This window comes from Sphingobium sp. CCH11-B1, assembly GCF_001556865.1.
GTDB lineage: Bacteria > Pseudomonadota > Alphaproteobacteria > Sphingomonadales > Sphingomonadaceae > Sphingobium.
This window is the reverse complement of sequence record NZ_LSJY01000078.1, coordinates 1-26,384: the sequence shown is the minus strand read 5'-3', so window position 1 is coordinate 26,384 and position 26,384 is coordinate 1. Positions and strand designations below refer to the sequence as shown.

The following is a 26,384-nucleotide window of genomic DNA, read 5'->3' as shown; positions in this document are numbered from 1 at the left end:
TGGTGGAGTTAGTTCAATGGGTAACACTGAATTTGATCCGACGCGTTTGGCACCTGACGTGAGTGCTGTGCTCGAAGCGTCGGCAAAGAGCGGCATGCCGCCTTTGGAATCCTTGCCCTTTGGCGAGATGCGGGAGGCTTATAAGCTGATCGGCGCCCTGCTTGGAGGCGATCCCATGCCGGTGGCCAGAACGCTCGATCTCACCGCCAAAGGATCGGCTGGTGACATTCCGCTAAGACTGTATCTGCCGAAAGAGCCGGCTGACGCTTCCCCTGCAACCATCTATTTCCACGGCGGGGGTTGGTGCATCGGCAGTATCGAAACCCATGACAAGGTTTGCCGACGACTCGCCCAGGAAAGCGGATACCCGGTTGTCTCTGTGGAATATCGACTGGCGCCGGAACATCCTGCCCCGGCGGGGCCGGACGACGCAGTAGCAGCGACGCAGTGGATTCATGACCACGCCGGCGAGCTTGGACTGGATCCCGGCAGGCTCGCCGTTGCCGGCGACAGTGCCGGAGGAAGCCTATCAGCCGTAGTCACCCAGCAATTGCACGGCGTCGTGCCTCTGGTGGCACAGGTGCTTTTCTATCCCTGCACAGACCTCTCGCCGGCAAGCTCGCAATTTCCGTCTCGCAGTGAAAATGCGAATGTACCACCGCTCACCCTCGCAGCGATGCATGCCATGGCGGATCCCTTTGCAGGCGAACTCGTCAATGACCCGCGTGTTTCGCCGCTTTGCGGGACGAATCTAAAGGATTTGCCCCCTGCCCTCATTTTTACTGGGGAATGTGATGTCTTGCGTGACGACGGACGTTTCTACGCCGAAGCACTGAAGAAGGCGGGGGTGTACGTCGAACATATCGAGCTTCCCGGCATGGTACATGGATTCGTGGAAATGGCCGGTGTATTGCCGGCAGCACGGCTGGCACTCGAGCAAACCGGTGAATTTCTACGCGGACGTTTTACGGCCTGAAGGAAATTGACAGCAAGGATCGGCGTCTCGCTTTCCGAGATCGCTGCCCTGGATGATTTGTGGGCCATTCCAGCAAATTACCCAGGGCAGCTTCTGCCGATGCTACGCTCGACCTGCCTGATCAACGAAGTAGGTCGCGACAAGCATCTTCGACGCATGGAGAGCCAGCGCCTGCGTAGGCGCATTGGTATTGCCGCTCGTGATGGTCGGCATGATCGACGCGTCAATGACGTGAAGCCGCTCGACCCCCTTCACCTTCAATTTCGCATCGACCACAGCGCCTTCGTCTGTTCCCATCCGGCATGTGCCGACCGGGTGCCACATGGTCGTGGCTACGCTTTTGACGAAATCACCGATCTGCTCGTCAGACTGCTTGTCCACACCCGGAAGCACCTCCTCCTCCAGAATTTCGGCAAGCGATTGCTGCGCCATAACCTCGCGCACCGCCTTTACCGCCTCGATACCGACTTTCAGATCGTAGTCATGACCGATGAAGTTGGGGTTGATGAGCGGCATTGAGGTGGGGTCGGAATCCGCCAGCCGGACCCAGCCGCGGCTTTTGGGTTGCAGCACAACGGTGGCGAATGTGACCCCTGACCTTGAGCCTGTCGCGTTGAGACCATCGAGCGCGATCACCGGCTCGTGATAGCACTGGACCGTCGGTTCCTCATTTTCCAGATTCTCCGGATCCCAATAGGAAACGGATTCGATACCATTGCCGGACGCCGGTCCATCGTTGGTCAGAAGATAACGGGCACCAGCCACCAGCGAACCAAAACCATGGGCGGAATTCTGATAGCCCATTTTTCCCTTCACATAGGCCGTGACTGGAATGATCGGGTGGTCATGGAGGTTTTCGCCGACCCCCGGCAGGTCGACATGCACAGGAATATCGAACTTCTGCAATTGCTGTTTCTGGCCGATACCGGAATGCATCAAAATTTTAGGTGACTGGACCGCTCCGGCCGAGACAATGACAAGATCGGCTGTGATGTCCTGTTCAACACCGTTGTTCAATGTCCGGACACCCACTGCACGGGCACCCTCCAGGAGAACTTTCGTCACGACCAGGCCCGTGAGCAGCGTCACCCGCCCATTTTTGATATGCCGATGGAGGTGCGCCACAGCAGCGCTGCATCGCTTGCCATTTTCGGTGTTGCTTTGTACTGGAGCCACACCCACCTGACTATCACCGTTATAGTCAGGATTATATCGCAGGCCATATTCCTGAAACGCCTTCATGCAACGGCGATTCAGTTCGTTGATTCCGCGTGGAAGCTCAACCGACAGATGACCATCAATGCCGTGATGGGCATTGTGGAAAGTGTCATTCTTTTCCTGCTCGATAAACGTCCTGGTCATTGTCTCCCATGACCAGTCGCCTGTCTCGCCGACAGCTTTCTGCCAGGCATCGAAGTCCTGCCTCTGACCGCGGACATAGCACATTGCATTGACGGATGAGCCTCCTCCAACGACCTTCCCCATTCGGTAACGACGGACAGAGCCGTGAATCGGCACTGTGTCATATGTCCAGACATGACGATCATGCGCCAATATATTGGAATAGCCGGCGGGGATATGGATCATCGGATCCCGGTCCATGGCGCCCGCTTCGATCACCGCAATGGTCGCTTCGGTCTTGCGGGCGAGATAATCTGCAATGACGCACCCCGCAGCGCCTCCTCCGACGATGACGATATCGTAGGTTTCCTGAGCCATATATCTTAGATCCTCATTCTGGCCACGGTCGAACCCCGTGCTTTGAGCGGCGCGGCAGGCGATCTATCGGTGGACGGCGGGAAAGCGGACGGCGACATATTCCGGGTTCGGGATAAGCGACCTTCCTGGCTTCATCTCCCGCAAGCCATCGCATGTCAGTGATGCCATGTCGCTGCGCGCCTCACGGCATAGAAAGCCTGCCTTTCGAATTGAAATACCATATCAGTCCAGCTGCCATATCATGGAGGTATTATGTCGGTAGATTCGCGCCGAAGCGCCTAAATGATGCAGTCAATCAAAGAAACAAAATGCCGGAAAGGTATGATCCCCAGACCAACTTGGTTTTGGCTGAACGCTCTCTGAAGTGCCTATCATAGCCTCTAAATCATTCAGGAGGACGAGCATGCGGCGGCTTTGGGGCGGACTGTTTTTCTGGATCGGGGCCATGGCAAGCACCCCTGCACTGGCAACGGACGTCGATCCCGGAGACTATGTCGCGTTGAAGCCAGGCACGAACATGGCGCTGCTCTATGGCACCTATACCGATCGTGATGCTCTCCAGATTCCCGGCGAGGGCATGGTCAAAGGGGGCACCGACCTTCAGTCTGTGATCGGTATCGCGCGGTTTGTTCATTTCATGAAAATCGGGCCCTTCATCGTCGATCCGCAGATCATTGTCCCTTTCGGCACCATCTATGACGGACACGCAGCCGGCCAGCGCCTGAAGGGAACAACGGGCATCGGTGACGTAATGCCGTTCGCCACGATCTGGTTCGTCCATCATGACGACCCGGCACACGGAACGTATATTGGATTCTCGCCGATCGTATCGATGCCCACCGGGCGCTACAGCCATGACAGAGCTGCAAATATCGGCGGCAACCGGTTCACTTACGATATGCAAATCGGTGTCGTTCAGGGACTCGCGCGAAACGTCGCAATCGAAGCATATGGCGATATGACCTGGTATGGTCACAATAGCGACTACGGAACTGATCGGCAGACATTGACGCAGAACCGGACGGATTCCCTACAACTCTGGGCACGATACACCTTGTCACCTAAGACGTCTGCATCACTCGGTTATGCCGGTTATTGGGGAGGCCGCCAATATGTCGACCGGCTCTATAACGGCACCAAGACCGAGAACCAACAGGTGCGGGTCGCTCTTCAAACAATCGTTGCGCCAGGTCTCCAACTCGAAGGAAGCGCCGGACGCATGGTTCACGTGGAAGGTGGATTTCGCGAAGCGGTACGAGCTCAGATCCGTATCGCCAAAATCTTCTAGCCGGAAATGGGAAATCGCGGAGGACGAAGACCCACGAACGCTCGCGTGGAAGTCGTTATCGAGCAGCAGATTTAATGCACCAGCCATCATGATCCAAACGGAAATTCTTATGATTCCTGTCCTATTCTTGCCGGGACTTCTATGCGACGCAGATTTATGGCGTTCGCAAATAGATGGGCTCTCGGACATTGTCGCGCCATCAATCGCTGATTTGACACTCGATGATAGTATCACCGATATGGCTGCCCGCGCGCTGACTTCAGCGCCACCGCGCTTCGCTCTGGTGGCACTGTCGATGGGCGGCTATGTCGCGTTCGAGATTTTACGGCAGGCGCCCGACCGTGTGATACGCCTTGCCCTACTCGACACAAGCGCGGCGCCTGACACTTCGGAGCGTTCTCAAGCCCGACATAATGCGATAAAGTCTCTCGAGATGGGAAAGTTTCGCGGAGTAACCAGTAAGCTACTCCCTTTGCTTCTGCATCCGGAAAACATAGATAGTCCCGTCGCGTTAAAAGTGAAAGCGATGGCGGAGCGGGTTGGGGGAGCCGCCTTTGTGCGTCAGCAGCGGGCAATCCTGTCAAGGCTCGATAGTAGGCCAACACTGAAGCATATCGACGTCCCAACGCTCGTGGCTGTTGGCGCTGAAGATCTCATTACTCCGCCGAGTCAAGCAGCTGAGATACAATCGAACATATCAGGCGCGCAGATGCATGTCTTTAAGGACTGCGGCCATCTTCCAGCGCTCGAAAAACCTGAGGAGACGACTGACCTATTGAGCGGATGGCTAAGATCCGCATGAAGTTAAACCGGCGTGACTTCAATGGAGCAATTTGACAACCATGGCTGAGTAAATTCCGAAGCGGGTCACGCCATCGTCAATGCCGCCGCCATGGCCCGCGAGAACCGTAACGCCTTCGCCGCCTACTGAAAGGCTAAAGAGCTAGTGCGATGTACGACCAGTATAGGACAGCGTTGAATAGGCAGCCGCAGGCATAATTCACAACTTCAGCGTTTTTTGGAGCGTAACCTTCAGCTTCCGCCATCGTTATGTCGAATAACATCATTATTGCTCCAACCGCCTAGCCGAGCATGCCCCGGCCCGATCGCTTGCCCCCGCAGTGCGGCAAGCGTGTGGTCTGCTAGCGCACCAGCACTCTCACGAGATCAACTGAAAAACAGCCGCGGATAACGTAGTGCGTTTCTTGAACCCCGCCGAAACAGGATCAGCTCTAACGGACATTGTCCTGGATTTTGCCTGGCTTCAGCATCGCCAGAGCCTTGAGCAACGCGGCGGGCTGCTCAAGCGGGATAAGATGACCCGAATGCTCGACAATCGTGAACCGCGCGCCCGCTATACCATCTTTCAGGGCAACGCTCTCATCGATGGTGCGCAATTCATCATCGCCGGCGGCAATGACCAAAGTTGGGCACGAAATCGTGTGAAGGCGAGCAATGTCTCCTGAACGCCGGATCTGCGATTGCCGTTCCAGCACGTCGCCGCCCAAACGTTCGCTCATCAGCTGGACGCGCTCGATCATGGCCTCGGTCCTGTGTTCGGGCGACAGTGACTTGGCAACCGCCCCGCGACTCAAGCGCCGGAATGAACTTGTGGCCATTGCCGCGCTTCGGCGCGAACCGGACAGAGCGAGATCGTCAGCCCGCGCAGACGTAGCGATCAGGGCAAGGCCTTTCACGCGATCAGGCGCTTGATAGACGATCTCCCGCGCGACATAGCCGCCCATCGAGAAGCCGATCACGATCATCGGCCCATCCCGGCCGACCAAAGCGCGTCGGGCGATGGCTTCGATGGACGTATCCTGTGTCGTGTCGACGTCGATGGTTCGACCGAACGCTTCCAGGCCCGGCCTGACATCCGTCCAAAGATCGGCATCCAGCATGAAACCGGGAATAAGCAAAACGTCCATTCAAGAATCCTATGTGTCTAATCCCCTGTCCTGCCGTTTTGCCACAGGATTGCCAACGCCTCATTCAGGAAGAGATCCCAGCACCTTCCCCCGCGCTTCAGGTCGGACACATCGATCCCGAAGCAATCCAGCGCACGCGCAACGCAATGATCGACGATGTCGCCGACCGATTTCGGATCGGTGTAGAAGACAGGAACCGGGGGGGGCTGGATGATATCTTTCCGGTATGCGCTAGCGGTAACACTCCTCGTGGCGGCAATTATGTCGGGAACGGCAATGATAGCTGGTCTCATCTGGCTGACAGCGGGAAATCTTTAGTCAGGCCGACTCCGTAGCCGCAGCGCTTGCCAATAATAAGACGTTCGCCCTTGCCTCAGCTCGCACGAAAACGAAGCATGGGCGAACAGTTATCGGTATGTCTCAGCCGATATAGCGGGCGATAAAATCAGCTGTCCGCTTATCGGCCAGTTGCGCACCGAGTTCGTTACGACGCGCACCGATTTCTGCCGCAAAACCGTGGTCGAGACCTTCATAGTCCCACAGCGTAACATGCGGATGATCGTCGAGGCCCTCGTGGATCGCTCTCTGCGCAGTTGCATCCACGAAATGGTCTGCCGTTGGGATATGCAGCATAAGCGGGTGAGTGATCGCTTCCCTCTCACCGAGCATTTGGTCGATCATCACGCCATAGTAGCCAACCGAAGCATCGATATCGGTACGCGCTGCAGTCATATAGGCGATGCTACCTCCCATACAAAAGCCGACTAGAGCAACTTTGGGCACACCTGCCTCACGACGTATCCATTGGATGACTGCCTCGAGATCGCGAGTACCAAGATCGAAGTCGTGAGCGGACATAAGTTCCATGGCCTGCTGCGCTTCCTCTTCAACATAGGGGCTCAGCTCTATACCAGGCTTCTGACGCCAGAATGTATCTGGCGCTACTGCAAGATAACCCTAAGCAGCCCATTTGTCGGCTTTTTGGCGAATACCGGCATCTACACCGAATATTTCCTGCTGGACGACGATTGCTCCGCGCGGCGTACCTTCGGGGCGAACGACATAAGCGGGGATCATCCCCTCGCCTTCCAAGGTGGGGATTTCAATGTTGGTCATGGGATAGTTCCTGAGCAGGTCTTAAATACGAGTGCGCGGTTGCAGATTCAGTCGAAGCCACTGCCCATCGGAAGATCGCGCCAGCCTTAACGGCCGGCGCGATCCGCGCTTTATTTGGTCTTTTCAAATGCCGCGCTGATCGTCAGCTTGACCTCGTCGCTGACGGCGGGGACATATTTGCTGACGCCGAACTCAGAGCGCTTGAGCACGCCGGTGGCATCGAAGCCCACCGTATAGGCTTTGTCCATCGGGTTGACGCCGGCGCCGTGGAAGCGAGCATCAAGCACCAGCGGCCGGGTCACGCCGTGGATGGTGACATTGCCCGAGATCCGCGCGGTGGCAGGACCGGTACGCTCCACCTTCGTCGAGACGAAACGGATGTCCGGGAACTGCTCGGCGTCGAACCATTCTGCGCTCTTCAACTCGCCATCGAGCACCGCATTGGTGGTCGAGATCTGGGCCACCGGCAGCGAGATGTCGATCTTCGTCGCGGCGAGCGCCTTGGGGTTGAGCGTCATCCTGCCGGTGGCGCCGGGGATCACGCCGAAGAAATTGCTGAAGCCGAAATGGTTGACCGTGAATCCGGCGAGCGTGTGGTGGGTCTCCACCTTGTAGGTTCCGGCCTCGACGGCATCGGGCGACTGCTTGGCGGCCTGCTGGGCGACGACCGCAGCAGGGGCGGAAGCAAGCAGCGCAGCGGAAAGAAGGATAGCGAAAGTGGGGCGCATGATGTGGCTCCTTGAGGTCAAAACGAGGTTCAGGCGAGTTCGGCGATCTGCGCCGTGGCGGCAGTGATGGCCGCCTCTGCGGCTTCGGGGCCGAAGGCGAGGCCCTCCGCGATGACGACCTCCACGTCGGTCATGCCAAGAAAGCTGAGCAGCGCCTCGGTATGCGCGATGGCAAAGGGGAAGCCGGCGGCATCGTCATATTTGCCTGCGCGAGCATGGGCGACGATGACCTTTTTCCCCTTCACCAGTCCTTCAGGGCCAGCTTCGCTATACTGGAAAGTGGTGCCTGCCCGAGCAACATAGTCGAACCACGCCTTCAGAGTCGAAGGCATACCGAAATTGTAAAGCGGCAGACCGATCAGAACGATGTCTGCGGAAAAAAGCTCTGCGATGAGCTGGTCCTGGAGGGCGCGCGCCTCGGCGAACTCTTCCCCCTCAGGCGCCTGTCGACCGATGCCGGCGAGGCTGGCCGACGTCACGTGGGGGACCGGGTTCGCGTCGAGATCACGCTCGACAACAATATTGCCCGGGTGGGCGGCAAGATAGGCATCGATCAGCTTGTTGCTGACGGAGGCATCTGCAGTGGCTGCACTGCGGATGGCAAGAATGTTGGGCATTGGCGTTTCCTTTCTGGCGGTTTCAATCGAAACGGTAGGCATCCATGCGCAGCACCGAGAGATCGGTGGAACTGTGTATGCGGGTCGGGACGGTATTCTCGCCGGCTGCTCCCATCGCTACGAAAAGTGGCAGGATATGTTCGTCGGTCGGATGGTTTTCGACCGCAAAGGGTGCGAGCTGGCGATAGGATACGAGGTCGCAGGTCCGTCCCGCCGTAATCGCCTGGTCCATCCATTCAGCAAAGCGGTCGACCCACTCAGGAGCCGCATCGGCATTGGTACGCTGGAGCGCGCGCAAGTTATGGGTAAAATTACCCGACGCGAGGACAAGAATATTCTCCTGCCTCAGTGAGGCCAGGGCGCGCCCGAGCTGAAGGTGATGGCCGGGACCAAGTCCGCGTTGGACCGAAAGCTGCACAACGGGGATGTCATGGTCTGGATACATCAGCACCAGCGGTATCCATGCACCATGATCCAATCCGCGCCGCTGGTCGAGCGCCGTGCGCAATCCCGCGTTACCCAGCATTTCCGCAATTCGTACCGCGAGATCAGGCGCCCCGGGCGCGGGGTAACTCATGGCATGAAGAGCTGCCGGAAAGCCCATGAAGTCATGTATTGTCGGAGGTGCTGCCGAGGCTGTGAGGCTCGGCACCGCAGTCTCCCAATGCGCCGACACGACGAGAATCGCATCCGGGCGCATCAAGTCACCGGGCAAACCGGCGAGAAAGCGGCGCGCAGGAATGTCCTGAAGCGCCATCATCGGTGAGCCATGCGAAAGGAAAAGGGTCGGTTGCATCTTGATCTCCGGACTGACGGATCACCGTCAGGTCGGATGACGAGATAGTTGGACGACATTTGCATGGATATTCGTTAAATCGACATAGTATCCATGCGAAATCGGATAGCCAGATGGATTGGGATGACCTGCACAGCTTTCTTGCCATTGCCCGCTCCCGTAGCCTTTCGGGTGCAGCAAGGGCGCTTGGCGTACGTCAATCGACGATGAGCCGGCGCCTTGCAGCGCTTGAATCTCGCGCAGGCGCTCGGCTGCTGCAACGTACGTCCCGCGGCTATGAATTAACCGCCGTCGGCGAGGCTGTTCTGGGCAATGCTGAAAGAATGGAGGCCGAAGCCATTGCTATCGAGCGTGTGGTACAAGGCCGCGACGTCGCTCTTTCAGGAACGGTGCGCATCACGACTGTCGAAAATATGGCAGAAATTCTGCTTCCGGTCGCCGTGAGCAAGCTGCACGAACGATATCCCGGGATCACCATCGATGTGCTGAGTGACCCGCGCTCGCTCAACCTCTCGCGCCGGGAGGCGGATATTGCGATCCGTATGGCGCGATTTGAGGGCAATGAGCTCGTCAGCAGGCGCATGGCAGTGGCGGGAAGCATGCTCTATGCATCGCAAGCCTATCTCAGAAGGAACGGATCCCCCATGACGGAACATGGGTCTCACGCCATCGTCACTGTGCTTGACGATCAGGATCATATGCCCGAACCACGTTGGCTCATCGAAAAGGTTCCCGGCGCACGTATTGCCTTTCGCAGCAATGATCGAGGCGCCCAGGCTGGCGCCGTCCGGGCAGGCCTGGGCCTGGGTTGCCTCCCCTGCATCATAGCTGATCGCATGCCTGGACTCACATGTTTGACCAATGCGGGTCCGGCCCCTTCCCGCGAAGTCTGGCTCGGCGTCCACACCGATCTGCGCCATATGCCCCGCATACGTGCGGTGATCGATGCGCTTGACGCCGCGTTCGCGGAAATGCGGCAGGCTCTTGCCGGAACGGCCACCGGATAGCTTGATACCAACACATGCCCGCCCCGCTTCGAGCGGGAGAAGGTTTCAGGATCCCTTCGAATGATCCCGGACGTCCTGTTCTGCGCGGCTTATGCTCGCGGCTGCGTCGATGAAGTTGGATGCAAGGTTTGATGTCCTCCGCTTCGCGGTGACGATCAGGATCTCGTTGCAATCCGCAGCGTCCACAAGCGGGCGCTGGACGAAAGCCGGCGAAATGATCTCGATCGGCAGGTCCGGCACGATCCCGATCCCCAATCCTGATCCCGCCAGCCCGAAAATGCTCATGAGGCTGCTCACACGCATGATGATCCGCGGCGACAGATCGGCGGCCTCCAGCAAGCGGTCGACGACATGGCCGATTCCGACACCGGGTGGGTCCATGAGACTGATGAACGCTTCGGACCGCAGGTTCTCGAGCGTGAGGGTATCATGCGCGGCCAATGGGTGATCGCGCCGCAGCACCACCGACATGCCCGCGCGCCGGAAACTATGCGCCTCGAGGTCCGGATGGCCGAAGCCTATCGGTCCCCACAGGAGGGCAATGTCGAGGCGGGCGGCACTCAGTCCGTCGAGCTGCTCCTGTACGCTGCATTCGCGCATCAGGAGCGATACGTCCGGATAGGTTTCCTTGAAGGACTGCAGAAGAGCGCAGACCGCCGGCTCGAAAATCACCGAGCCTCCGTAGCCGATAAGAAGTTCGCCGGCCGTACCCTTGTCTGCGGCGCGAGTCATCCGGACAGCGCGATCCGCTTCGTTGACCAGGCGTCGGGCCTCATGCGCAAAAACCTTGCCAGCGTCAGTCAGGTGGACCGCGCGGTTGCTCCGCTCGAACAGCCGTACGCCAAGCCGAGTTTCCAGCGCCTTGATACGCTGGCTCAGCGCGGGTTGGGCAATGCCGAGTTCCTCGGCCGCCTGGCCAAAATGCTGCTTATCGGCAGCGACAAGAAAGAAACGAAGCGCACTGATATCCATGGGACCAACTCGATAACGATTTCCTTATCGATATCGAATTTATCCATAATTGAACATCGATATTCCTCACTTTATTCCCCGTAGTCTGTCGATGCCCCCCACGCGCGCGACCTAAAAGCAGCATGCTCGCTGCGCCCCCAAGGCGGCGCCCGCTTTGCCAAAAAGAGGAGGAGTTCTTCCGTGGTTACACTGCAACACGCGATCAAGATCGCCGCGCCCCGAGCGCGCATTTATCACGCCCTGACCGATATCGATGCGATGGCGGGCTGGCACCTGGGCGCCATCACCGGCGCGATCTCAAAGGGTGACATCTTCTATCTGGAGCGCCGCCCCGGCCTGCGCTTTGGTTGGCGCACCGACGATCTCGAAGTCGATCAGAGTGTCGTCCAGACCTGCGTCGAGGGCCCGGGCGCCCAGGACGGCAAGCGACTGACGATCACGCTGTCCGACCTGCCCGATGGCCGCACGCTCGTCGAGCTGAACGACGAAGGCTGGGCGGAGGATCATCCCCATCTGGCGCTATGCAACACCTACTGGGGCGAGGCGCTCACCAACCTCAAGTCCTACGTCGAAAAAACCTGAACGAAAGAAACACCCCCATGCCCCAGAAAGCGCCCAACAGCTATCATGTCGTCCAGCCGGGCGAGCCCCATCCGCAGGGCTGGAACGTACCGCCGGTCAACGATCTGCGTTCCGCGATCGAACTGCTCAAGACGCTGCCCGGCCAGTATATCGAGACCGACTGCGAGGTCGATCCCCATGCCGAACTGGCGGGTGTCTATCGCCATGTCGGTGCGGGCGGCACAGTGATGCGTCCGACACGGATTGGCCCGGCCATGACCTTCAACGCCATCAAGGGATTCCCGGAGTCCCGCGTGCTGGTCGGCCTGATGGCGAGCCGCGAGCGGGTGAGCCATCTGCTCGGCGCACCGGTGCGCGAACTCGGCATCCAGATGGCGCAGGCGCGCCGCAACGTCACCCCGCCCGTGGTGATCGAGAACAAGGACGCGCCCTGCCAGGAAGTGGTCTATCGCGCCAGCGACGAAGGCTTCGACCTGCGCAAGATCCTGCCCGCCCCTACCAATACCGAAGAGGATGCAGGCCCGTTTTTCTGCCTCGGCCTCGTCCTTGGCAGCGACCCCGACGATCGCGACAATGTCGATGTGACGATCCATCGCCTCTGCGTGCAGGGCAAGGACGAGCTCTCGATCTTCTTCGCGCCCGGCAGGCATATCGATGCCTTCCGCCAGAAGGCAGAGGCGGCGGGAAAGCCGCTCGCGGTGTCGATCAACATGGGGCTGGACCCGGCAATCTACATCGGCGCCGAATTTGAGGCGCCGACGACGCCTTTCGGTTTCGATGAACTTTGTGTAGCAGGCGGATTGCGCGGACGGCCGGTCGAACTGGTCGAGTGCCTGACCGTGCCGCAGCGTGCGATCGCGCAGGCGGAGATCATCATCGAGGGCGAGATTCTGCCCGATGTGCGGGTCGAAGAAGATCAGCATACAAAGACTGGCAAGGCCATGCCGGAATTTCCCGGCTATACGGGCGACGCCAATCCGTCATTGCCGGTTATCAAGGTGACGGCGATCACCACCCGGCGGAACCCGATCCTGCAGACCCTGGTCGGTCCCGGCGAGGAGCATGTGAGCCTGGCCGGCATTCCGACCGAGGCCAGCATCCATCTCGAATGCGAGCAGGCCATTCCCGGCCTGGTCAAGAATGTCTATGCGCACAGTTCGGGCGGCGGCAAGTTCCTCGCGATCATCCAGGTAAAGAAGCGGGGTGACGGCGATGACGGACTCACCCGGCAGGCCGCACTGATCGCGCTTGCGGTTTATCGCGAACTCAAGAACGTCATCCTGGTCGACGAAGATGTCGACCTGTTCGACAGCGACGATGTGCTCTGGGCGATGCAGACACGTTATTCGGGCGACATGGACACGATCTGCGTGCCGGGCGTCGCAGGCCACGTGCTCGATCCCTCGCAGACACCATTTTACGATCCCCGTGTCACCGCCAAGGGCACGACTACCAAGACGATCTTCGACTGCACCGTTCCGTTCCATCTCAAGGAGCATTTCATCCGGGCGCAGTTCAAGGATGTCGATCCCAGCCTTTGGGCGCCATCGCTCTTCCCGAAAAAGGAGGAACAGGTATGAGCGCCGCCCCGCAACGGATGATCGTCGGCATCACCGGAGCGACCGGCATCCAGTTCGGCATCCGTGCGCTGGAAGTATTGCGCGAGATGGGAGTGGAAACCCACCTTGTCGTCTCACGCGCCGGCGAGATGACGCGCGCCTATGAGACCGACATGACCCGCGACCAGCTTCACGCGCTCGCCGACCATGTCTATCCCATCCAGGATGTTGGCGCCGCGATCGCGAGCGGCTCCTTCCGAACGATGGGCATGCTGATCGCGCCCTGTTCGGTACGCACGCTGGCGGAGGTCGCGTCAGGCGTCACCACCACGCTGCTAACGCGCGCGGCCGACGTCGTGCTGAAGGAACGGCGCAAGCTGGTGCTGATGGTCCGCGAGGCCCCGCTCCATGCCCGCCATATCCGCAATATGCTCACGGTGACGGAGATGGGCGGGATCATTCACCCACCGGTGCCCGCCTTCTACACCAAGCCTGAGACCATCGCCGATCTCGTGGATCATGCGCTCGGCCGCGCGTTCGATTGCTTCGATCTGGACATGCCCAACATGCCTCGCTGGGGAGAAGAAGGTGAAGCCGCGCCATCCGGCGCGGCGGTCGTCAGGATAACCCCCTGACAGTTATGCCGATGGCGGGTTCCCGACCGACGCCCGCCGTCGGCATTGCTTCCAATATGGAAGAGGTGAAGCGGCATCTGCCCGGATTATCATCGAATAAAACGGAGTGCATATCGGTCGGCGTAACGACACTTCATCGAAAGTCCCCGACATGATCGATACCCGCACAGCTCCCTATGCCGCCCTCCTCCTCCGCGTGACGCTGGGCGCCTTGTTCCTGGCCCATGCCGGCCTCAAAATTTTCGTCTTTACGCCCGCAGGCACTGCCGCGTTCTTCGCCTCGCTCGGCCTGCCTGAATGGCTTGCCTATGTCACCATTGCCTGGGAAGTCGTGGGCGGCCTTGCACTTATCCTGGGCTTCATGCCGCGCCTCGCAGCGCTGGTGATGATCCCGGACCTGCTCGGAGCCATCGCCACTGTCCATCTGAAGGCCGGTTTCTTCTTCAACAATGAAAATGGCGGCTGGGAATATCCCGCTTTCTGGATCGTTGGCCTGCTGGTCCTCGCCCTGCTCGGCGATGGCGCGAAAACGATTGTCCCCACGCCTGTCGCGACGTCGGATCGCTGAACCGATCAGCCTCGCTTTCGATCCTGCCCGATAATCCGAAAGACCTACCATGTCCGACATTCCCGTCCGCCCTGCCGACATCGTCAGCCCGATCACCGACGGCGCGCTGCCGAACCGCGCCAGCGCCGCCGAAGCCCGCGCTGCCGGTCGTTACGGCCATGACAAACCGACTGCCCAGAACAGCATCGTCCTGCTTGTCGATCACCAGATCGGCCTGATGGCAGGGATGCGCGACACAAGCTCGCTCGCAGAACTCAAAAGCAATGTCATCGGCCTCGCCCGCACGGCCAAGGCGCTGGACATGCCGGTTCTCATTACCTCGTCCAACGCCCAGTGGCAGAACGGCGACAATCTGCCGGAGATCAAGGAGATCTTCGCCGATCAGCCAATCTATCGCCGCACCGGCATCATCAACTGCTACGAGGACCCGACCTTCCGCAAGGCGATCGAGGATCTGGTCGAGCAGACCGGCCGCCGGCACATCATTATTGCGGGTGTCACCATCGGAACCTGCTGCGCGCTGCCGACGCTTTCGATGCTCAACGACGGCTATGCGGTCTACCCCGTGGTCGATGCCTGCGGCGCCTGGAACCGGTATGAGGCCGATGCCGCCATGTCCCGCATGAGCAATGCCGGGGCGGAACTGGTGACAACCTTTGCGCTGGCCTGCGAACTGCAAGCCGATTGGAAGTCACCGACCGCCAACGCGATGCTCGAGCCGTTCAGCCAGAACTTCTCCGAATATGGCTTCGTGCTCCAGAATTTCTGGAACAACGCCAATGGTCATGTCGTGCCCGATCCGTTCGGCCTGGTGAAGTAAGGAGGGACAGCACCATGCTTATCGACGGAAAATGGACCGAGGACTGGCAGCCGGTCCAGGCAACAGATGCCAAGGGCGGTTTCGTCCGCCAGATTTCCGGCTTTCGCAACTGGGTGACGCCCGACGGCTCGGCCGGTCCGACTGGCGAAGCTGGGTTTCAAGCGGAAGCCGGTCGCTATCATCTCTACGTCGCGCTGATCTGCCCCTGGGCCTCGCGCACGTTGATCGCCCGCAAGCTCAAAGGGCTGGAAGACGTGGTCTCTGTCTCGGCCGTCGAGCCCGCGCTCACCAACCAGGGCTGGCGGTTCGGCGACTATCCCGGCGCGGACCGCGATACGCTCAACGGCGCCACGTACATGCACGAGATCTACACCCGTGCCGATCCAAATTATACGGGCCGCGCGACGGTGCCGGTGTTGTGGGACAAGCAGCGCGGCACGATCGTCAACAACGAGTCCGCCGACATCCTGCGCATGTTCAACAGCGGTTTTGGCGAACTCGCCCGTCAGGACGTCGATCTCTATCCTGAAGATTTGCGCGCGGCGATCGATGCGCTGAGCGACAAAATCTATCCGGTGCTTAACAACGGCGTCTATCGTGCCGGTTTTGCCACGACCCAACTGGCTTATGAAGAAGCATTCCAGGACGTGTTCGGCATGCTCGATGCGCTGGAACGCCGGCTGGAAAAGGATGGCCCGTTCCTGTTCGGCGAACGCGTCACCGAAACCGACATCCGCCTGTTCGTGACACTGGTGCGTTTTGATGCGGCCTATCATGGCCTCTTCAAATGCAACCTGCGCCGCATTGCCGATTATCCGCATCTCAGCACCCATTTGCGCGCAATGCTGGCGGTGCCGGGCATCCGCGAGACGGTAAATATCGATCACATCAAACAGGGCTATTATTCGATAAAGTCGCTCAATCCCAATGGCATCGTGCCCATTGGTCCCGATCTTCCCGATGTCGCGCCGGTCCGCCTCGGTCGGGCGGAAGCAATGGCATGAGCGACAGGCTGGTCATTTTCCTGCATGGGGTGGGTAGCCGTGGCGCCGACCTCGCGGGACTGGGCGACCTGTGGCAGGATGCCCTGCCCGGGACGGTCTTCGCCGCGCCTGATGGTCCCTTTCCTTTCGACTTCGGCGGCAACGGGAGGCAATGGTTCAGCGTGGCGGGCGTCACGGACGGCAATCGACCGGAGCGGGTGCGTGATGCCCGTGCCGCCTTCAATCGCATGATCGAGGGTGTCGTCACCGAACAAGGCTTCGCCGATCGCCTCGATCGCGTGGCGCTGGTCGGCTTCTCGCAGGGTTCCATCATGGCCCTCGACGCGGTGGCATCCGGGCGCTGGCCGGTCGGTGCGGTCGTGGCTTTCTCCGGCCGCTTCGCGTCGCCCCCGCCATTGGCGGCCACCGGTGCGACGCCCGTGCTGCTGGTGCATGGGACAGCCGACCCGACAATGCCGATCGCGCTTTGCGGGGAAGCCGAGACGGCGCTCAGCGAGCTGGGCTTCGACGTGGAAGTGAGCAACCTGGGAGGCATTGGCCACCAGATCAGTCCTGATGGCGCAAATCGGGCGGCGGATTTTCTGGCCCGCAGACTGACGGATAAAGGACGCAAATGATGGATAAGGCGATGGTGCCCGGAAGGACGGCGCGACTTTGGCTTCTCCTGTTGGGGACGATCCTGCTCGTGGCGGGCGGCTTCTTCCTGATCGGTGGCGGCAAGCTCATCCTGCTGGGCGGCAGCGCCTATTTCCTTCTGGCGGGGGCCGCGCTCCTCGCGTCGGGGCTGCTCATCCTCCGTCGCAAGCCTGCGGGCGCCCTGCTCTTCGGCGCGATCTGGGCTGCGACGCTTCTCTGGGCGCTGTGGGAGGTTGGCTTGAGTTTCTGGCCGCTGATCTCGCGTCTGCTGGCGATCAGCGTGGGCGCAGTGGTGGTGGCGCTCAGCATGCCGCTGCTGCGCCGCTTCGCAGGGCGTCCGCCTGCCTATGCCGCGTCCTTCGGGATCGGGGGCGTGCTCGCGCTGGCCTGCGCGGCGGGCTTCGCGGGCATGTTCGTGCCTCACCCTCCTGTTGCCTTCGCAGGCATGGAACCGGCGCTCTTCCCACTGCGCGGCGGTGCCCAGGCGTCCGACTGGAGCGCCTATGGCCATGGCGCCGACAACACCCGTTTTGCAGCGCTCGACCAGATCAATCGGGACAATGTCGACCAGCTTGCAGTGGCCTGGACCTATCGCACGGGCGACGTCGCGGTGAGCGACGGCAACGGCGCGGAAGACCAGAACACACCGCTCCAGATCGGCGACACCCTCTATGTCTGCACGCCGCATAACGACGTCATCGCCCTCGATGCCGATACAGGCCGCCAGAAATGGAAGGTGATGGTCAATGCGAAGAGCCAGATTTGGCAGCGCTGCCGGGGCCTGGCCTATTTCGATGCGCGCGCATCTTTGAAGCAGCCGGTGGTGCCTGGATCGCCCCCCGTTCCGGCCGCGGCGCTGGCGCCGGATGCGCCTTGCCAGCGCCGCCTCTTCGTCAATACGATTGACGCGCGACTGATCGCCATCGATGCCGACACCGGCAGGCTGTGCCCGGATTTCGGCAGCAACGGCGTTGTTGACCTGAAAGCTGGCCTGGGCGCAGCCCCCGATCCGCAATATCAGCTCACCTCCGCGCCGACGCTGGCAGGGACAACGGTCGTGGTCGGCGGCCGCATTGCCGACAATGTCCAGGTCGACATGCCCGGCGGTGTGCTGCGCGGCTTCGACGTCATCACCGGCAAGATGCGCTGGGCCTTCGATCCCGGCAATCCGGAAGACAAGGCCGCGCCCGCGACAGGCCGGACCTATGTCCGCTCCACGCCCAACAGCTGGGCCGGCATGACCTATGACGCGACGAGCAATACCGTCTTCGCGCCGATGGGCAGTTCGTCGGTCGATGTCTATGGCGTGCCCCGCACACCGCTGGACCATCGCTATGGCGCGTCGATGTTGGCTATCGACGCGACGACAGGCCGCGAAAAATGGCATTACCAGACCGTCCATAACGACCTGTGGGATTTCGACCTGCCGATGGCGCCCACGCTGATCGACTTCCCGGTCGGCGGAAAGCCAGTCCCCGCACTGGTGTTCGGCACTAAGGCGGGGCAGATTTATGTCCTGGATCGCCGCACCGGCAAGCCTCTTACCAAAGTGGTCGAGCAGCGGGTCAAACCCGCCAATATTCCCGGCGAACCCTATGCGCTTACCCAACCCCGCTCGGTCGGCATGCCGCAAATCGGCGCGCAGACACTCACCGAAGCGGACATGTGGGGCGCAACGCCGTTCGACCAGCTCCTGTGCCGCATCGCCTTCAAGTCGATGCGCTATGACGGCCTCTATACCGCACCCGGCACCGACAAATCGCTCAGCTTCCCCGGATCGCTGGGCGGCATGAACTGGGGCAGTCTGTCGGTCGATCCCAATAGTCAGACCATCTATGCCAACGACATGCGACTAGGCCTCTGGTCGCAGATGATCCCCCAGACGGCGGAATCCCAGAGCCAGAAGAACAATGGCGGCGAAGCGGTGAACGCAGGCATGGGGGCGGTGCCGATGAAGGGGACACCTTATGCGGTTAACAAGAACCGCTTCCTCTCCGCACTCGGCATTCCCTGCCAGGCGCCGCCGTTCGGCACGCTGACCGCGATCGACATGAAGACCCGCGCCATCAAATGGCAGGTGCCGGTAGGCACGGTGAAAGACACCGGGCCGATGGGCATCCGCATGGGGCTTCCCATCCCGATCGGCATGCCGACGCTGGGCGGGACACTGACCACGCAGGGCGGCCTCGTCTTCATCGCCGGCACGCAGGATTTCTACCTTCGCGCATTCGACAGCGGCACGGGCCGGGAATTGTGGAAGGGACGCCTGCCGGTCGGCAGCCAGGGCGGTCCGATGAGTTTCCGCTCTCCAAAGTCGGGCAGGCAATATGTCGTCGTGACGGCGGGCGGTGCGCGCCAGTCGCCCGATCGCGGGGATTATGTAATCGCCTATCGTCTGCCCTGATCGAAACCGACCTTTTCAACTCCAATAGCGCCGGGGTGAAGCCCATCCCGGCGATCGGGTTCACTATGCGCAAAAGCATTGACATACTCTCCAGCAACCCCTCGCTTGCCGCCTTGGCCTGCCTGTTCGGCATGGCGCAGCCTGCCATGGCTGAAGATGCGCCCCCGGTTGCCACTACTGAAAAGCGATCTGAGGTCGCGGAGCAAACGACACTGACCGGCGACTGGGGCGGACCGCGCCCCAAGCTCGCGGACGGCGGCATCACGGTCAGGGGCGATTACGTCTCCGAGAGCTTCACGGTCGCCGATGGCGGTCTTCGCAAGGGCACGGCTTACACCCAGCAGGTCCGTGTCGGCTTCGATCTCGACATGGAGCGGATCGCGGGATGGAAAGGCGCAAAATTCCATTTTACGGTCAATGATCGACGCGGCGACGGCATCTCCTCGGACTTCGTCGGCAACCGCCTGCCGATCCAGGAAGCCTATGGTGGCCAATATACCAAGCTGACCGAACTCACCTGGGAACAGGATTTCGCGGGCGGCGCCATCAACATGCGCCTCGGCTATTTCGCGATGGGTAATGACCTTGGCGGCATTTCCGCAGGCTGCACCTTCGTCAATGCCGCCTTCTGCGCACATCCGCTGTCAATGTCGGGAGATAGCGACTGGTACAATTACCCCAACGCCCGCTGGGGCGCGGCTTTCCGTGTCCGCGCGCGGCACGATCTCATGGTCCGTACCGGTGTCTATCAGGTCAATCCGGCGCTTGGTCAGGAAGCCAATGCCTTCAAGCCTTTTGCCGGCCACACCTCCGGCGTCATCCTGCCGGTAGAGCTGGAATATACGCCTGGCCAGCGTGCCGGCGACCGGGCGCTACCGGGCAGCTACAAGCTCGGCTTCTACTATGATACCGCCGACGCGGTGCGCACGCCGGGGCCCGGCACCACGGGTGAACGCGTCGGCTTCTATGCTTTGGCAAGCCAGATGCTGGTGCGCGAAAGCGGTCAGCGCTCGCTGGGCGCGATCGGCGCGTTTACGGTGAACCCGCGCGCCTCGGCACAGATCACACGCTGGTACACGCTGGGGCTAATCCAGACCGGCACGTTCAGGGGCCGTGACGCCGACACGCTCGGGCTGGGCTTCGTCCACGCGACCCTCAACCCGCGCATCCGCGCAACCTACGTCGATACGCTCGATCCGGTTGGGGTTGGGATTCCGCCCTCGGGCGAGACTGCGATCGAGCTGAGCTACGGCGTGCAGGTCAACCACTGGCTGCTGGTCCGGCCCGACATTCAGTACATCGTCAACCCCGGCGCCTTCAGCAATCGTCCGATCAAGAATGCCCTGGCGCTCGGTGGCCAGGTCAAGATGCAATTCTGACAGATCAAGCACAGGAGACAAAGACATGGACATGAAAAGACGCCACTTTCTGGGCAGTGCGGGACTAGGCGCGGCAGGCGTGATGGCGTTGGCCGCCACGAAGGGCGAAGCTGCGGTATCGCAGGTCGGCAAAGCGCAGCCCCAGCCCGCCAGTCTTGGCATCGCGGGGAAGGACTATCCCAAGGTCGGCGGCAATCTCGCCAACCATAACCATTCGGTTCTGAGCCGTATCAACCGTGACAATGTCGGGCGTCTCGGCGGCGCCTGGCATGTCTCGCTGGAAGGCGGCGACACGACGAAGAACCAGCAATCCTCGATCGTGGCGGTCGATGGCGTGCTCTATGTCCAGACCACCCAGCAGAATGTCTTCGCTGTCGACGGCAAGACGGGCGCGACCCTGTGGAAAACCAATGTCGGCAAGCGCACCACCAACATGCGCGGCGTCGCGGTCGCGGGCGACAAGGTCTTCACCACCTCGGGCGACAATTTCGTTTATGCGCTGGATCGCAAAACGGGCAAGCCGGTCTGGAAGACGCCGCTGCTGACGCCGGAAGAGGAGGGCGCGAACCTCGTCACCACCCGGCCCGGCGACGACCTGTTCAAGGGACTGCCCGACGCCACGCTGGCGGGCGCGATCGTCCATTGGGACGGCCTCATCTATGTCGGCATGGAAGGGTCCACCAACGGCGTGCGCGGACGCGCCTATGCGCTGGACGCCGCGACCGGCAAGGTCGTCTGGACCTTCTGGACCGTGCCCGGTCCCGGCGAGTTCGGCCATGAAAGCTGGGAGGGTGGCGACGCCTGGAAGACCGGCGGCGCGGTGCCGTGGATTCATCCGTCGATCGACCCGGATCTGGGGCTGGTCTACTGGACGTTCGGCAATCCCTATTCGCGCACCGATGGCTCGGCGCGGCCGGGCAACAATCTGTTCGCCAACTGCATCGTCGCGATCGATGCAAAGACGGGCAAGCGCCGCTGGCATTTCCAGTCGGTCCATCACGACATCTGGGACTATGACAATGTGATGGCGCCGCCGCTGGTCGACATCGAGGTCGGCGGCAAGCTGCGCAAGGCGGTGATCTATGGCAGCAAGGTCGGCCATTATTTCGTGCTGGACCGCGTGACCGGCGAGCCGATCCACGCCGTCGAGGAGCGCCCCGTTCCGCAGGAGCCCCGCCAGAAAACATCGCCGACCCAGCCCTTCCCCAAGGATGGAGGCGCGCTGGTTCATCAGGCGCCCGACTATGCCAATTCCACGCGGCCCGTGCCATTCTATCGGGCGGGCGGCCTGTTCACCGCTTTCTGGGACCGGCCGACATCGATCTTTCCCGGCGCGGCGGGCGGCATGGACTGGGCCTATCCGTCCTTCAACCCGGATACGGGCTGGATCACGGTGGGCTATGGGCTGATTTCGTCCAGCTACACCAATGTTCGCGGCGGTGGCATCAACACGTCGCGCCCTTATGGCGAAGCCTTTTCCGGCGGCATCGTCACCTTCGATCCGCGCACCAATCAGGTGGTGTGGCGCAAGGAAAGCGAATGGGCGCTGGCGCATGGCAACAATATCGTCACCACGGCAGGCGGCCTGATGATGCAGGGGCATCCCGACGGGCTGCTGCACGTCATGGATGCGCGCGACGGCCGCACGCTCTGGACATTCCAGACGGGCGCGGGTGTACATACCAGCCCGATCACCTATGAAGTTGACGGCGAACAATATGTCGCGGTCCTGGCGGGCGGCCAATATTACCCCTATGCCGACAGCCCAAAGGGTGACCATCTCTGGGCGTTCAAGCTGGGCGGGACCCTGCCCCCCGCCAAGGCGCCGCGCGCACCGGCGAAACGCCGCGACATACTGGCCGCGCCGGTCGAGGGCGCTGCGGTGCAGAACCGCGTCGTGCTGGGTCGGCAATGGGATACGAAAGCCAATGCGCCTGCGGGCAAAGAAAATTTCACGGCCGAAAACGCGATGGCGCCCCAGGTGCTGCGCGTGCCTGCGGGCACGACCGTGACCTTCCTGAACCCGGCGGACAGCACATCGGCGCATGGCGCGGCGGCCTTTTTCGATCCGGTCTTCGACACGGGCGTCCTGATGCCAGGGCAGTCATCCTCGCACCGGCTCGACAGTCCGGGCGAATATTTCTTCAACGACCCGCTTTACCCGCAGAATACCGGCAAGATCATCGTCACCTGATGCCATAAGGGTTGGCGGGCTGTTATGGACGATGGTTCATGGCGGCTCGCCGACCATTCGAATGAAATGATGCAAGCCCGGACCTGGTGCCTGGAAGCAGAAGGGAGGATCGATGAACAGACTGGAATGCGACCGGGCCTTTCTGACCGTCGTCGAAGCAGGCAGTTTTGCTGGGGCCGCACAAAAGCTCGGGATCAGCAGTGGACAGGCGTCAAAGCTGGTTCAGAAGCTCGAGCAGAATCTTGGCGTCCAGCTTTTGCGCCGTACGACCCGCGCCCTGTCGCTGACCGAAATCGGCATGGCCTATCATGCGCGGATGAAGACCCTGGTCGAGGATATCGATGAACTCGATGCCTCGGTGCGTACCTCCTCGGGAACGCCGCGCGGCCGGCTGCGGCTCACGATCCCCTTGTCCTTCGGCAAGTTGCGACTGATGCCGCTGCTCGTCGATTTTGCACGGAACTATAGTGAGATCGAACTCGACATCGATCTTTCCGACGACGCTCGCGACCTGATCCATGACGGCTATGACATCGCCGTGCGGGTCGGACGCCCTGCCGACAGCAGCCTGATCGCCCGCAAGCTACACGAGGCGCGCAACCTGCTGCTCGCCGCGCCAGCCTATCTCGAAAGCCGGGAGCCCTTATCCCAGCCCAAGGATATCCACCATCACGACTGCATCATCGACACCAATTTCCGCGAACCGCTCAACTGGCGGTTTCGCGAGCCGGACAGCGGTAAGACGCAGGTCACTGTCGTCGCGCCGGTGATGCGGGTCTCCGATGGCGAAGCCTGCCTGACCGCGATCGAGGCGGGTCTCGGCGTAGGCATCGTGCCCGACTTCATCGCGCAGGACAGCCTGGAGGCCGGGCGTGTCGTGCGCTTGTTGCCAGACTGGGAAGACGCGACCTTCACCATCTACGCCATATATCCGCCTGCGCGTCAGCTCGCGCTCAAGGTGCGCGTGCTGATCGATTTCCTGGTGTCCTCCTTCGGCAGCAGGCCATCACCGTGAACAACACTGTCTCGCCCGTGAAAGAAGTCCATGCCCCATTTGCATCGTCCTGAAGTGTCAGCCGGACTTCTGCGCGACACAAAGCCGGCTCCCTCTCTCTCGCCAGCGATCGCACAAGCGATCCGCGTCATGGTGGCCTGCCTGGTCACCTATGGAATCGTCGAGTATCTCGGGCTGCGGCAAGGCGCCTGGGCGATCTTCACCCTACTTATCGTGATGCAAGGGTCGGCAGGCGCCACCGCAGGCGCCGCAATCGATCGCCTGATCGCGACGATCGCGGGGGCAGTCCTGGGTGGCCTGGTGGTGTTGGCGATGCCACACACCCCGCTGGCGACAGGTCTTTCCCTGGTCCTCGTGTCGGGAGTTCTAACCTTCGGGGCGGTGCGTCAACCGCGCATGCGCGGTGCCGCTCTTACTGCCGCTATAGTGTTGCTCACGCGCACGCCCGATTTTCCGGTAGGCGCCTTCGTGGTGGATCGCATCATCGAAATCTCGTTGGGCGGCGTTGCCGGGGTGCTGGCGAGCCGCTTCGTCCTGCCTGTCCGCTCACGCAACAGGATGATCGAGCGGTTCCGCGCCGTACTGGGTGCCATGGCCGATCTGCTCGATGCCCAGGGCATCGCCCTTGAGAGCGGCGAGGCGCTGTCGGTGTCCGAGGCCAATATCGCCTTGCGCAAATCGCTGATGGTGGCCGAGACAATTTTCGTCGATGCCCAGCGCGAGAAAAAGCTGGGGCTGGTCCGCGACGATGTCTCCGACGCCATTCCCCGCACCTTGTGGCGCCTGCGCAACTCCATCTCGCAGATGGGAGGCCTGCTCGAGCACCCTTTCCCTCTGCCTGTCCGGGATGCCGTAGGGATTGCGGCTGCGGAGATGCTGTACTCGCAGGCGCGTTTCGCGCGGGCCTGTGCGGACGCCATGGCGGACAACAGCACCATAGCGTCAGATCATGAAGCGGACGCCGCCGACGTCTTCGAGACCGCCTTTGTGAGCCTGCAGCACTCGGACGTCGCTCGCGGCATGCCCTTCGATACGGTCGGGCGCGTCTTTGGCCTCGCTTACACGCTGCGCAGGATGCGGCAGGATTTTCACGATCTCGCGGCCCGTCTCGCTGAGAGTCGGAACGCGTGATCATCTTCCTTCCTAAGAAGCAGCTATCTCTGGTTTTGGCGGCAGCTGCTGGAGGGATAAGCCGAAGGCGTTAGCGTGGCGCTGCAGATTGCCGATTACCCAGCTTCGATATCGCTCTGAACTGATGGGGTGGATGCTGTGCTTCCGGCATAGCTCCGCAGTCTTCACGCCAGCCTCGTGCTCGCGCAACACGCCACTGATCTGATCCTCGGCAAAGCGGCCTCGCCACATCCCTCGTCGTCATCTGTCGAGCTAACTTACCATGCCATGATTTCCGGAGAGCAGGTCACCCGCTTTCTGTGAAAAGTAACGTCATCTAATTTCACCGCGGGCACTTGTCCAAGTCCATCGACTCCAAACTGGGAACGGCAACTCCACCTGGTCAGACTTGCCCTGCACCGTCGAGATATCCTTTCTTACGCAGATCGGGCATTACCAGTGCAGCGATGAAGGCGATAACGCATACGACCGCCACATAATAGAAATATGTGCTCTCGATGTTCGCCTCTCTTAGTCGCAAAGCAACATATTCGGCCGTTCCCCCGAACAGGGCATTACCTATAGCGTATGGGAAACCTACGCCCAATGCTCGAATCTCCACGGGGAACATGTCTGCTTTCAACAGCCCCGCGATCGGGGTGTAAAAGGCTGCGATGGTCAGACCTGCGACAACCAGCATGCCTGCAATCCAAGGATCCCGGCTAGCTTGAATGCCAAAGAGGATCGGCACGACAAAGATAGCCGCCAGACCTGTGAACACCCGCATATGTGTGCGGATTCCCAAGCGGTCGCTCAATGCACCGAAGATCGGCTGCATCACCATGAAAACGACCAGGGAGATGCCCATCACCACACTGGCGGTGCGCGTATCGACCACGCCTGAGAGAACCAGGAATTTCTGCATGTAGGTGGTGAAAGTGTAGAAGTATAGGGATCCACCGATCGTAAAGATAAGCGTGAGAACCACTGCGCGCTTGTGCTGCATAAGCGCGCCAAGCGTGCCCGCGCCTTCGCGGTTCATACTTTTCTTCGAAGCTGTTTCGACCATGCCCCGGCGAAGGTAGAATACGACCACTGCGCCCATCGCCCCCATTAAGAAGGGGATGCGCCAGCCCCATTCGGAGAGCTGCGTCGCGCTCAGCAGTTGCTGCAGGATTATGATAGTGAGCAGGGCCAATAACTGACCGGCGATGATTGTTGTATATTGCAGCGATCCAAAAAAGCCGCGCCGTCCCTTGGTGGCAATTTCACTTAGCCCGGCTTATTCATGAGCCCGCTGCACTGGGGCGTGCCGGGTTTGATGTGTCGGT

The 26,384-nt window shown here is 60.8% G+C and carries 24 protein-coding genes and 1 pseudogene; 16 read left to right on the top strand and 9 right to left on the bottom strand.

Going from position 1 to position 26,384, the window contains the following annotated elements; genetic code table 11:
* Nucleotides 1–16: 16 nt before the first annotated feature.
* The gene (locus tag AX724_RS08190; protein ID WP_066765240.1) at nt 17–976 is read left to right on the top strand and encodes an alpha/beta hydrolase; all 960 of its coding nucleotides are present in this window, start codon (nt 17–19) and stop codon (nt 974–976) included.
* A 102-nt stretch (nt 977–1,078) separates the two neighbouring features.
* Here the strand turns inward: AX724_RS08190 and AX724_RS08185 are convergent, their stop codons facing one another.
* Nucleotides 1,079–2,695: a GMC family oxidoreductase gene (locus AX724_RS08185; RefSeq protein ID WP_066765238.1), complete on the bottom strand. Its 1,617-nt coding sequence runs from the start codon at nt 2,693–2,695 to the stop codon at nt 1,079–1,081.
* Nucleotides 2,696–3,098: 403 nt separating this feature from the next.
* Here AX724_RS08185 and AX724_RS08180 point away from each other — a divergent pair, with 403 nt between their 5' ends.
* Nucleotides 3,099–3,983 (top strand): transporter, encoded by an 885-nt coding sequence (locus AX724_RS08180; RefSeq protein WP_066765237.1) that lies wholly within the window; start codon nt 3,099–3,101, stop codon nt 3,981–3,983.
* Between the two features lie 88 nt (nt 3,984–4,071).
* The gene (locus AX724_RS08175; RefSeq protein WP_066765236.1) at nt 4,072–4,785 is read left to right on the top strand and encodes an alpha/beta fold hydrolase; all 714 of its coding nucleotides are present in this window, start codon (nt 4,072–4,074) and stop codon (nt 4,783–4,785) included.
* A gap of 430 nt (nt 4,786–5,215) precedes the next feature.
* On the opposite strand, the gene AX724_RS08170 is transcribed toward AX724_RS08175, so the two are convergent.
* The 5 genes and pseudogenes from AX724_RS08170 to AX724_RS08145 all read right to left on the bottom strand — a co-directional run bounded on the left by AX724_RS08170 (nt 5,216) and on the right by AX724_RS08145 (nt 9,168).
* Nucleotides 5,216–5,911, bottom strand: coding sequence for an alpha/beta fold hydrolase (locus tag AX724_RS08170; protein WP_066765231.1), 696 nt, complete (start codon nt 5,909–5,911; stop codon nt 5,216–5,218).
* Between the two features lie 420 nt (nt 5,912–6,331).
* A pseudogene (locus AX724_RS08160) lies at nt 6,332–7,027 on the bottom strand (dienelactone hydrolase family protein).
* Nucleotides 7,028–7,137: 110 nt separating this feature from the next.
* Nucleotides 7,138–7,755: a YceI family protein gene (locus tag AX724_RS08155; protein ID WP_066765227.1), complete on the bottom strand. Its 618-nt coding sequence runs from the start codon at nt 7,753–7,755 to the stop codon at nt 7,138–7,140.
* A gap of 29 nt (nt 7,756–7,784) precedes the next feature.
* Nucleotides 7,785–8,372 carry an FMN-dependent NADH-azoreductase gene (locus tag AX724_RS08150; RefSeq protein ID WP_066765225.1) on the bottom strand — a complete coding sequence of 196 codons (588 nt, stop codon included), beginning with the start codon at nt 8,370–8,372 and terminating at the stop codon, nt 7,785–7,787.
* Nucleotides 8,373–8,394: 22 nt separating this feature from the next.
* A complete protein-coding gene (locus AX724_RS08145; RefSeq protein ID WP_066765223.1) occupies nt 8,395–9,168 on the bottom strand; it encodes a DODA-type extradiol aromatic ring-opening family dioxygenase in 774 nt (257 codons plus the stop codon).
* Between the two features lie 113 nt (nt 9,169–9,281).
* Here AX724_RS08145 and AX724_RS08140 point away from each other — a divergent pair, with 113 nt between their 5' ends.
* Nucleotides 9,282–10,175, top strand: coding sequence for a LysR family transcriptional regulator (locus AX724_RS08140; protein WP_082733445.1), 894 nt, complete (start codon nt 9,282–9,284; stop codon nt 10,173–10,175).
* 45 nt (nt 10,176–10,220) lie between these two features.
* Here AX724_RS08140 and AX724_RS08135 read toward each other — a convergent pair whose 3' ends face one another.
* The gene (locus AX724_RS08135; RefSeq protein WP_066765220.1) at nt 10,221–11,147 is read right to left on the bottom strand and encodes a LysR family transcriptional regulator; all 927 of its coding nucleotides are present in this window, start codon (nt 11,145–11,147) and stop codon (nt 10,221–10,223) included.
* Between the two features lie 180 nt (nt 11,148–11,327).
* Here AX724_RS08135 and AX724_RS08130 point away from each other — a divergent pair, with 180 nt between their 5' ends.
* The 12 genes from AX724_RS08130 (at nt 11,328) to AX724_RS08075 (ending at nt 25,074) form a co-directional block, all read left to right on the top strand.
* A complete protein-coding gene (locus AX724_RS08130; RefSeq protein WP_066765218.1) occupies nt 11,328–11,729 on the top strand; it encodes an SRPBCC family protein in 402 nt (133 codons plus the stop codon).
* Between the two features lie 17 nt (nt 11,730–11,746).
* Nucleotides 11,747–13,309, top strand: a complete 1,563-nt coding sequence (locus tag AX724_RS08125) for a UbiD family decarboxylase (protein WP_082733443.1) — start codon at nt 11,747–11,749, stop codon at nt 13,307–13,309.
* The gene (locus AX724_RS08120; RefSeq protein WP_066765216.1) at nt 13,306–13,923 is read left to right on the top strand and encodes a UbiX family flavin prenyltransferase; all 618 of its coding nucleotides are present in this window, start codon (nt 13,306–13,308) and stop codon (nt 13,921–13,923) included. Before AX724_RS08125 ends, AX724_RS08120 begins: the two co-directional genes overlap by 4 nt.
* Nucleotides 13,924–14,074: 151 nt before the next feature.
* Nucleotides 14,075–14,491 (top strand): DoxX family protein, encoded by a 417-nt coding sequence (locus AX724_RS08115; protein ID WP_066765215.1) that lies wholly within the window; start codon nt 14,075–14,077, stop codon nt 14,489–14,491.
* A gap of 49 nt (nt 14,492–14,540) precedes the next feature.
* Nucleotides 14,541–15,311, top strand: coding sequence for an isochorismatase family protein (locus tag AX724_RS08110; RefSeq protein ID WP_066765213.1), 771 nt, complete (start codon nt 14,541–14,543; stop codon nt 15,309–15,311).
* 14 nt (nt 15,312–15,325) lie between these two features.
* Entirely contained in the window at nt 15,326–16,315 is a 990-nt protein-coding gene (locus AX724_RS08105; RefSeq protein ID WP_066765212.1) for a glutathione S-transferase family protein, read from the top strand.
* The gene (locus AX724_RS08100; protein WP_066765211.1) at nt 16,312–16,932 is read left to right on the top strand and encodes an alpha/beta hydrolase; all 621 of its coding nucleotides are present in this window, start codon (nt 16,312–16,314) and stop codon (nt 16,930–16,932) included. Before AX724_RS08105 ends, AX724_RS08100 begins: the two co-directional genes overlap by 4 nt.
* Complete coding sequence (locus AX724_RS08095; protein ID WP_231736576.1) at nt 16,932–19,355, top strand: membrane-bound PQQ-dependent dehydrogenase, glucose/quinate/shikimate family; 2,424 nt, start codon at nt 16,932–16,934, stop codon at nt 19,353–19,355. Before AX724_RS08100 ends, AX724_RS08095 begins: the two co-directional genes overlap by 1 nt.
* A 35-nt stretch (nt 19,356–19,390) precedes the next feature.
* The gene (locus tag AX724_RS08090; protein ID WP_231736574.1) at nt 19,391–20,734 is read left to right on the top strand and encodes a carbohydrate porin; all 1,344 of its coding nucleotides are present in this window, start codon (nt 19,391–19,393) and stop codon (nt 20,732–20,734) included.
* A 25-nt stretch (nt 20,735–20,759) separates the two neighbouring features.
* Nucleotides 20,760–22,928 (top strand): outer membrane protein assembly factor BamB family protein, encoded by a 2,169-nt coding sequence (locus AX724_RS08085; RefSeq protein WP_066765208.1) that lies wholly within the window; start codon nt 20,760–20,762, stop codon nt 22,926–22,928.
* Between the two features lie 112 nt (nt 22,929–23,040).
* Nucleotides 23,041–23,943 (top strand): LysR family transcriptional regulator, encoded by a 903-nt coding sequence (locus AX724_RS08080; protein WP_066765206.1) that lies wholly within the window; start codon nt 23,041–23,043, stop codon nt 23,941–23,943.
* Nucleotides 23,944–23,973: 30 nt separating this feature from the next.
* Nucleotides 23,974–25,074 (top strand): FUSC family protein, encoded by a 1,101-nt coding sequence (locus tag AX724_RS08075; RefSeq protein WP_066765205.1) that lies wholly within the window; start codon nt 23,974–23,976, stop codon nt 25,072–25,074.
* A 12-nt stretch (nt 25,075–25,086) separates the two neighbouring features.
* Here AX724_RS08075 and AX724_RS24720 read toward each other — a convergent pair whose 3' ends face one another.
* Complete coding sequence (locus AX724_RS24720) at nt 25,087–25,305, bottom strand: transposase (protein WP_082733441.1); 219 nt, start codon at nt 25,303–25,305, stop codon at nt 25,087–25,089.
* 151 nt (nt 25,306–25,456) lie between these two features.
* Nucleotides 25,457–26,320 carry an MFS transporter gene (locus AX724_RS08065; RefSeq protein WP_082733440.1) on the bottom strand — a complete coding sequence of 288 codons (864 nt, stop codon included), beginning with the start codon at nt 26,318–26,320 and terminating at the stop codon, nt 25,457–25,459.
* Nucleotides 26,321–26,384: the final 64 nt, after the last annotated feature.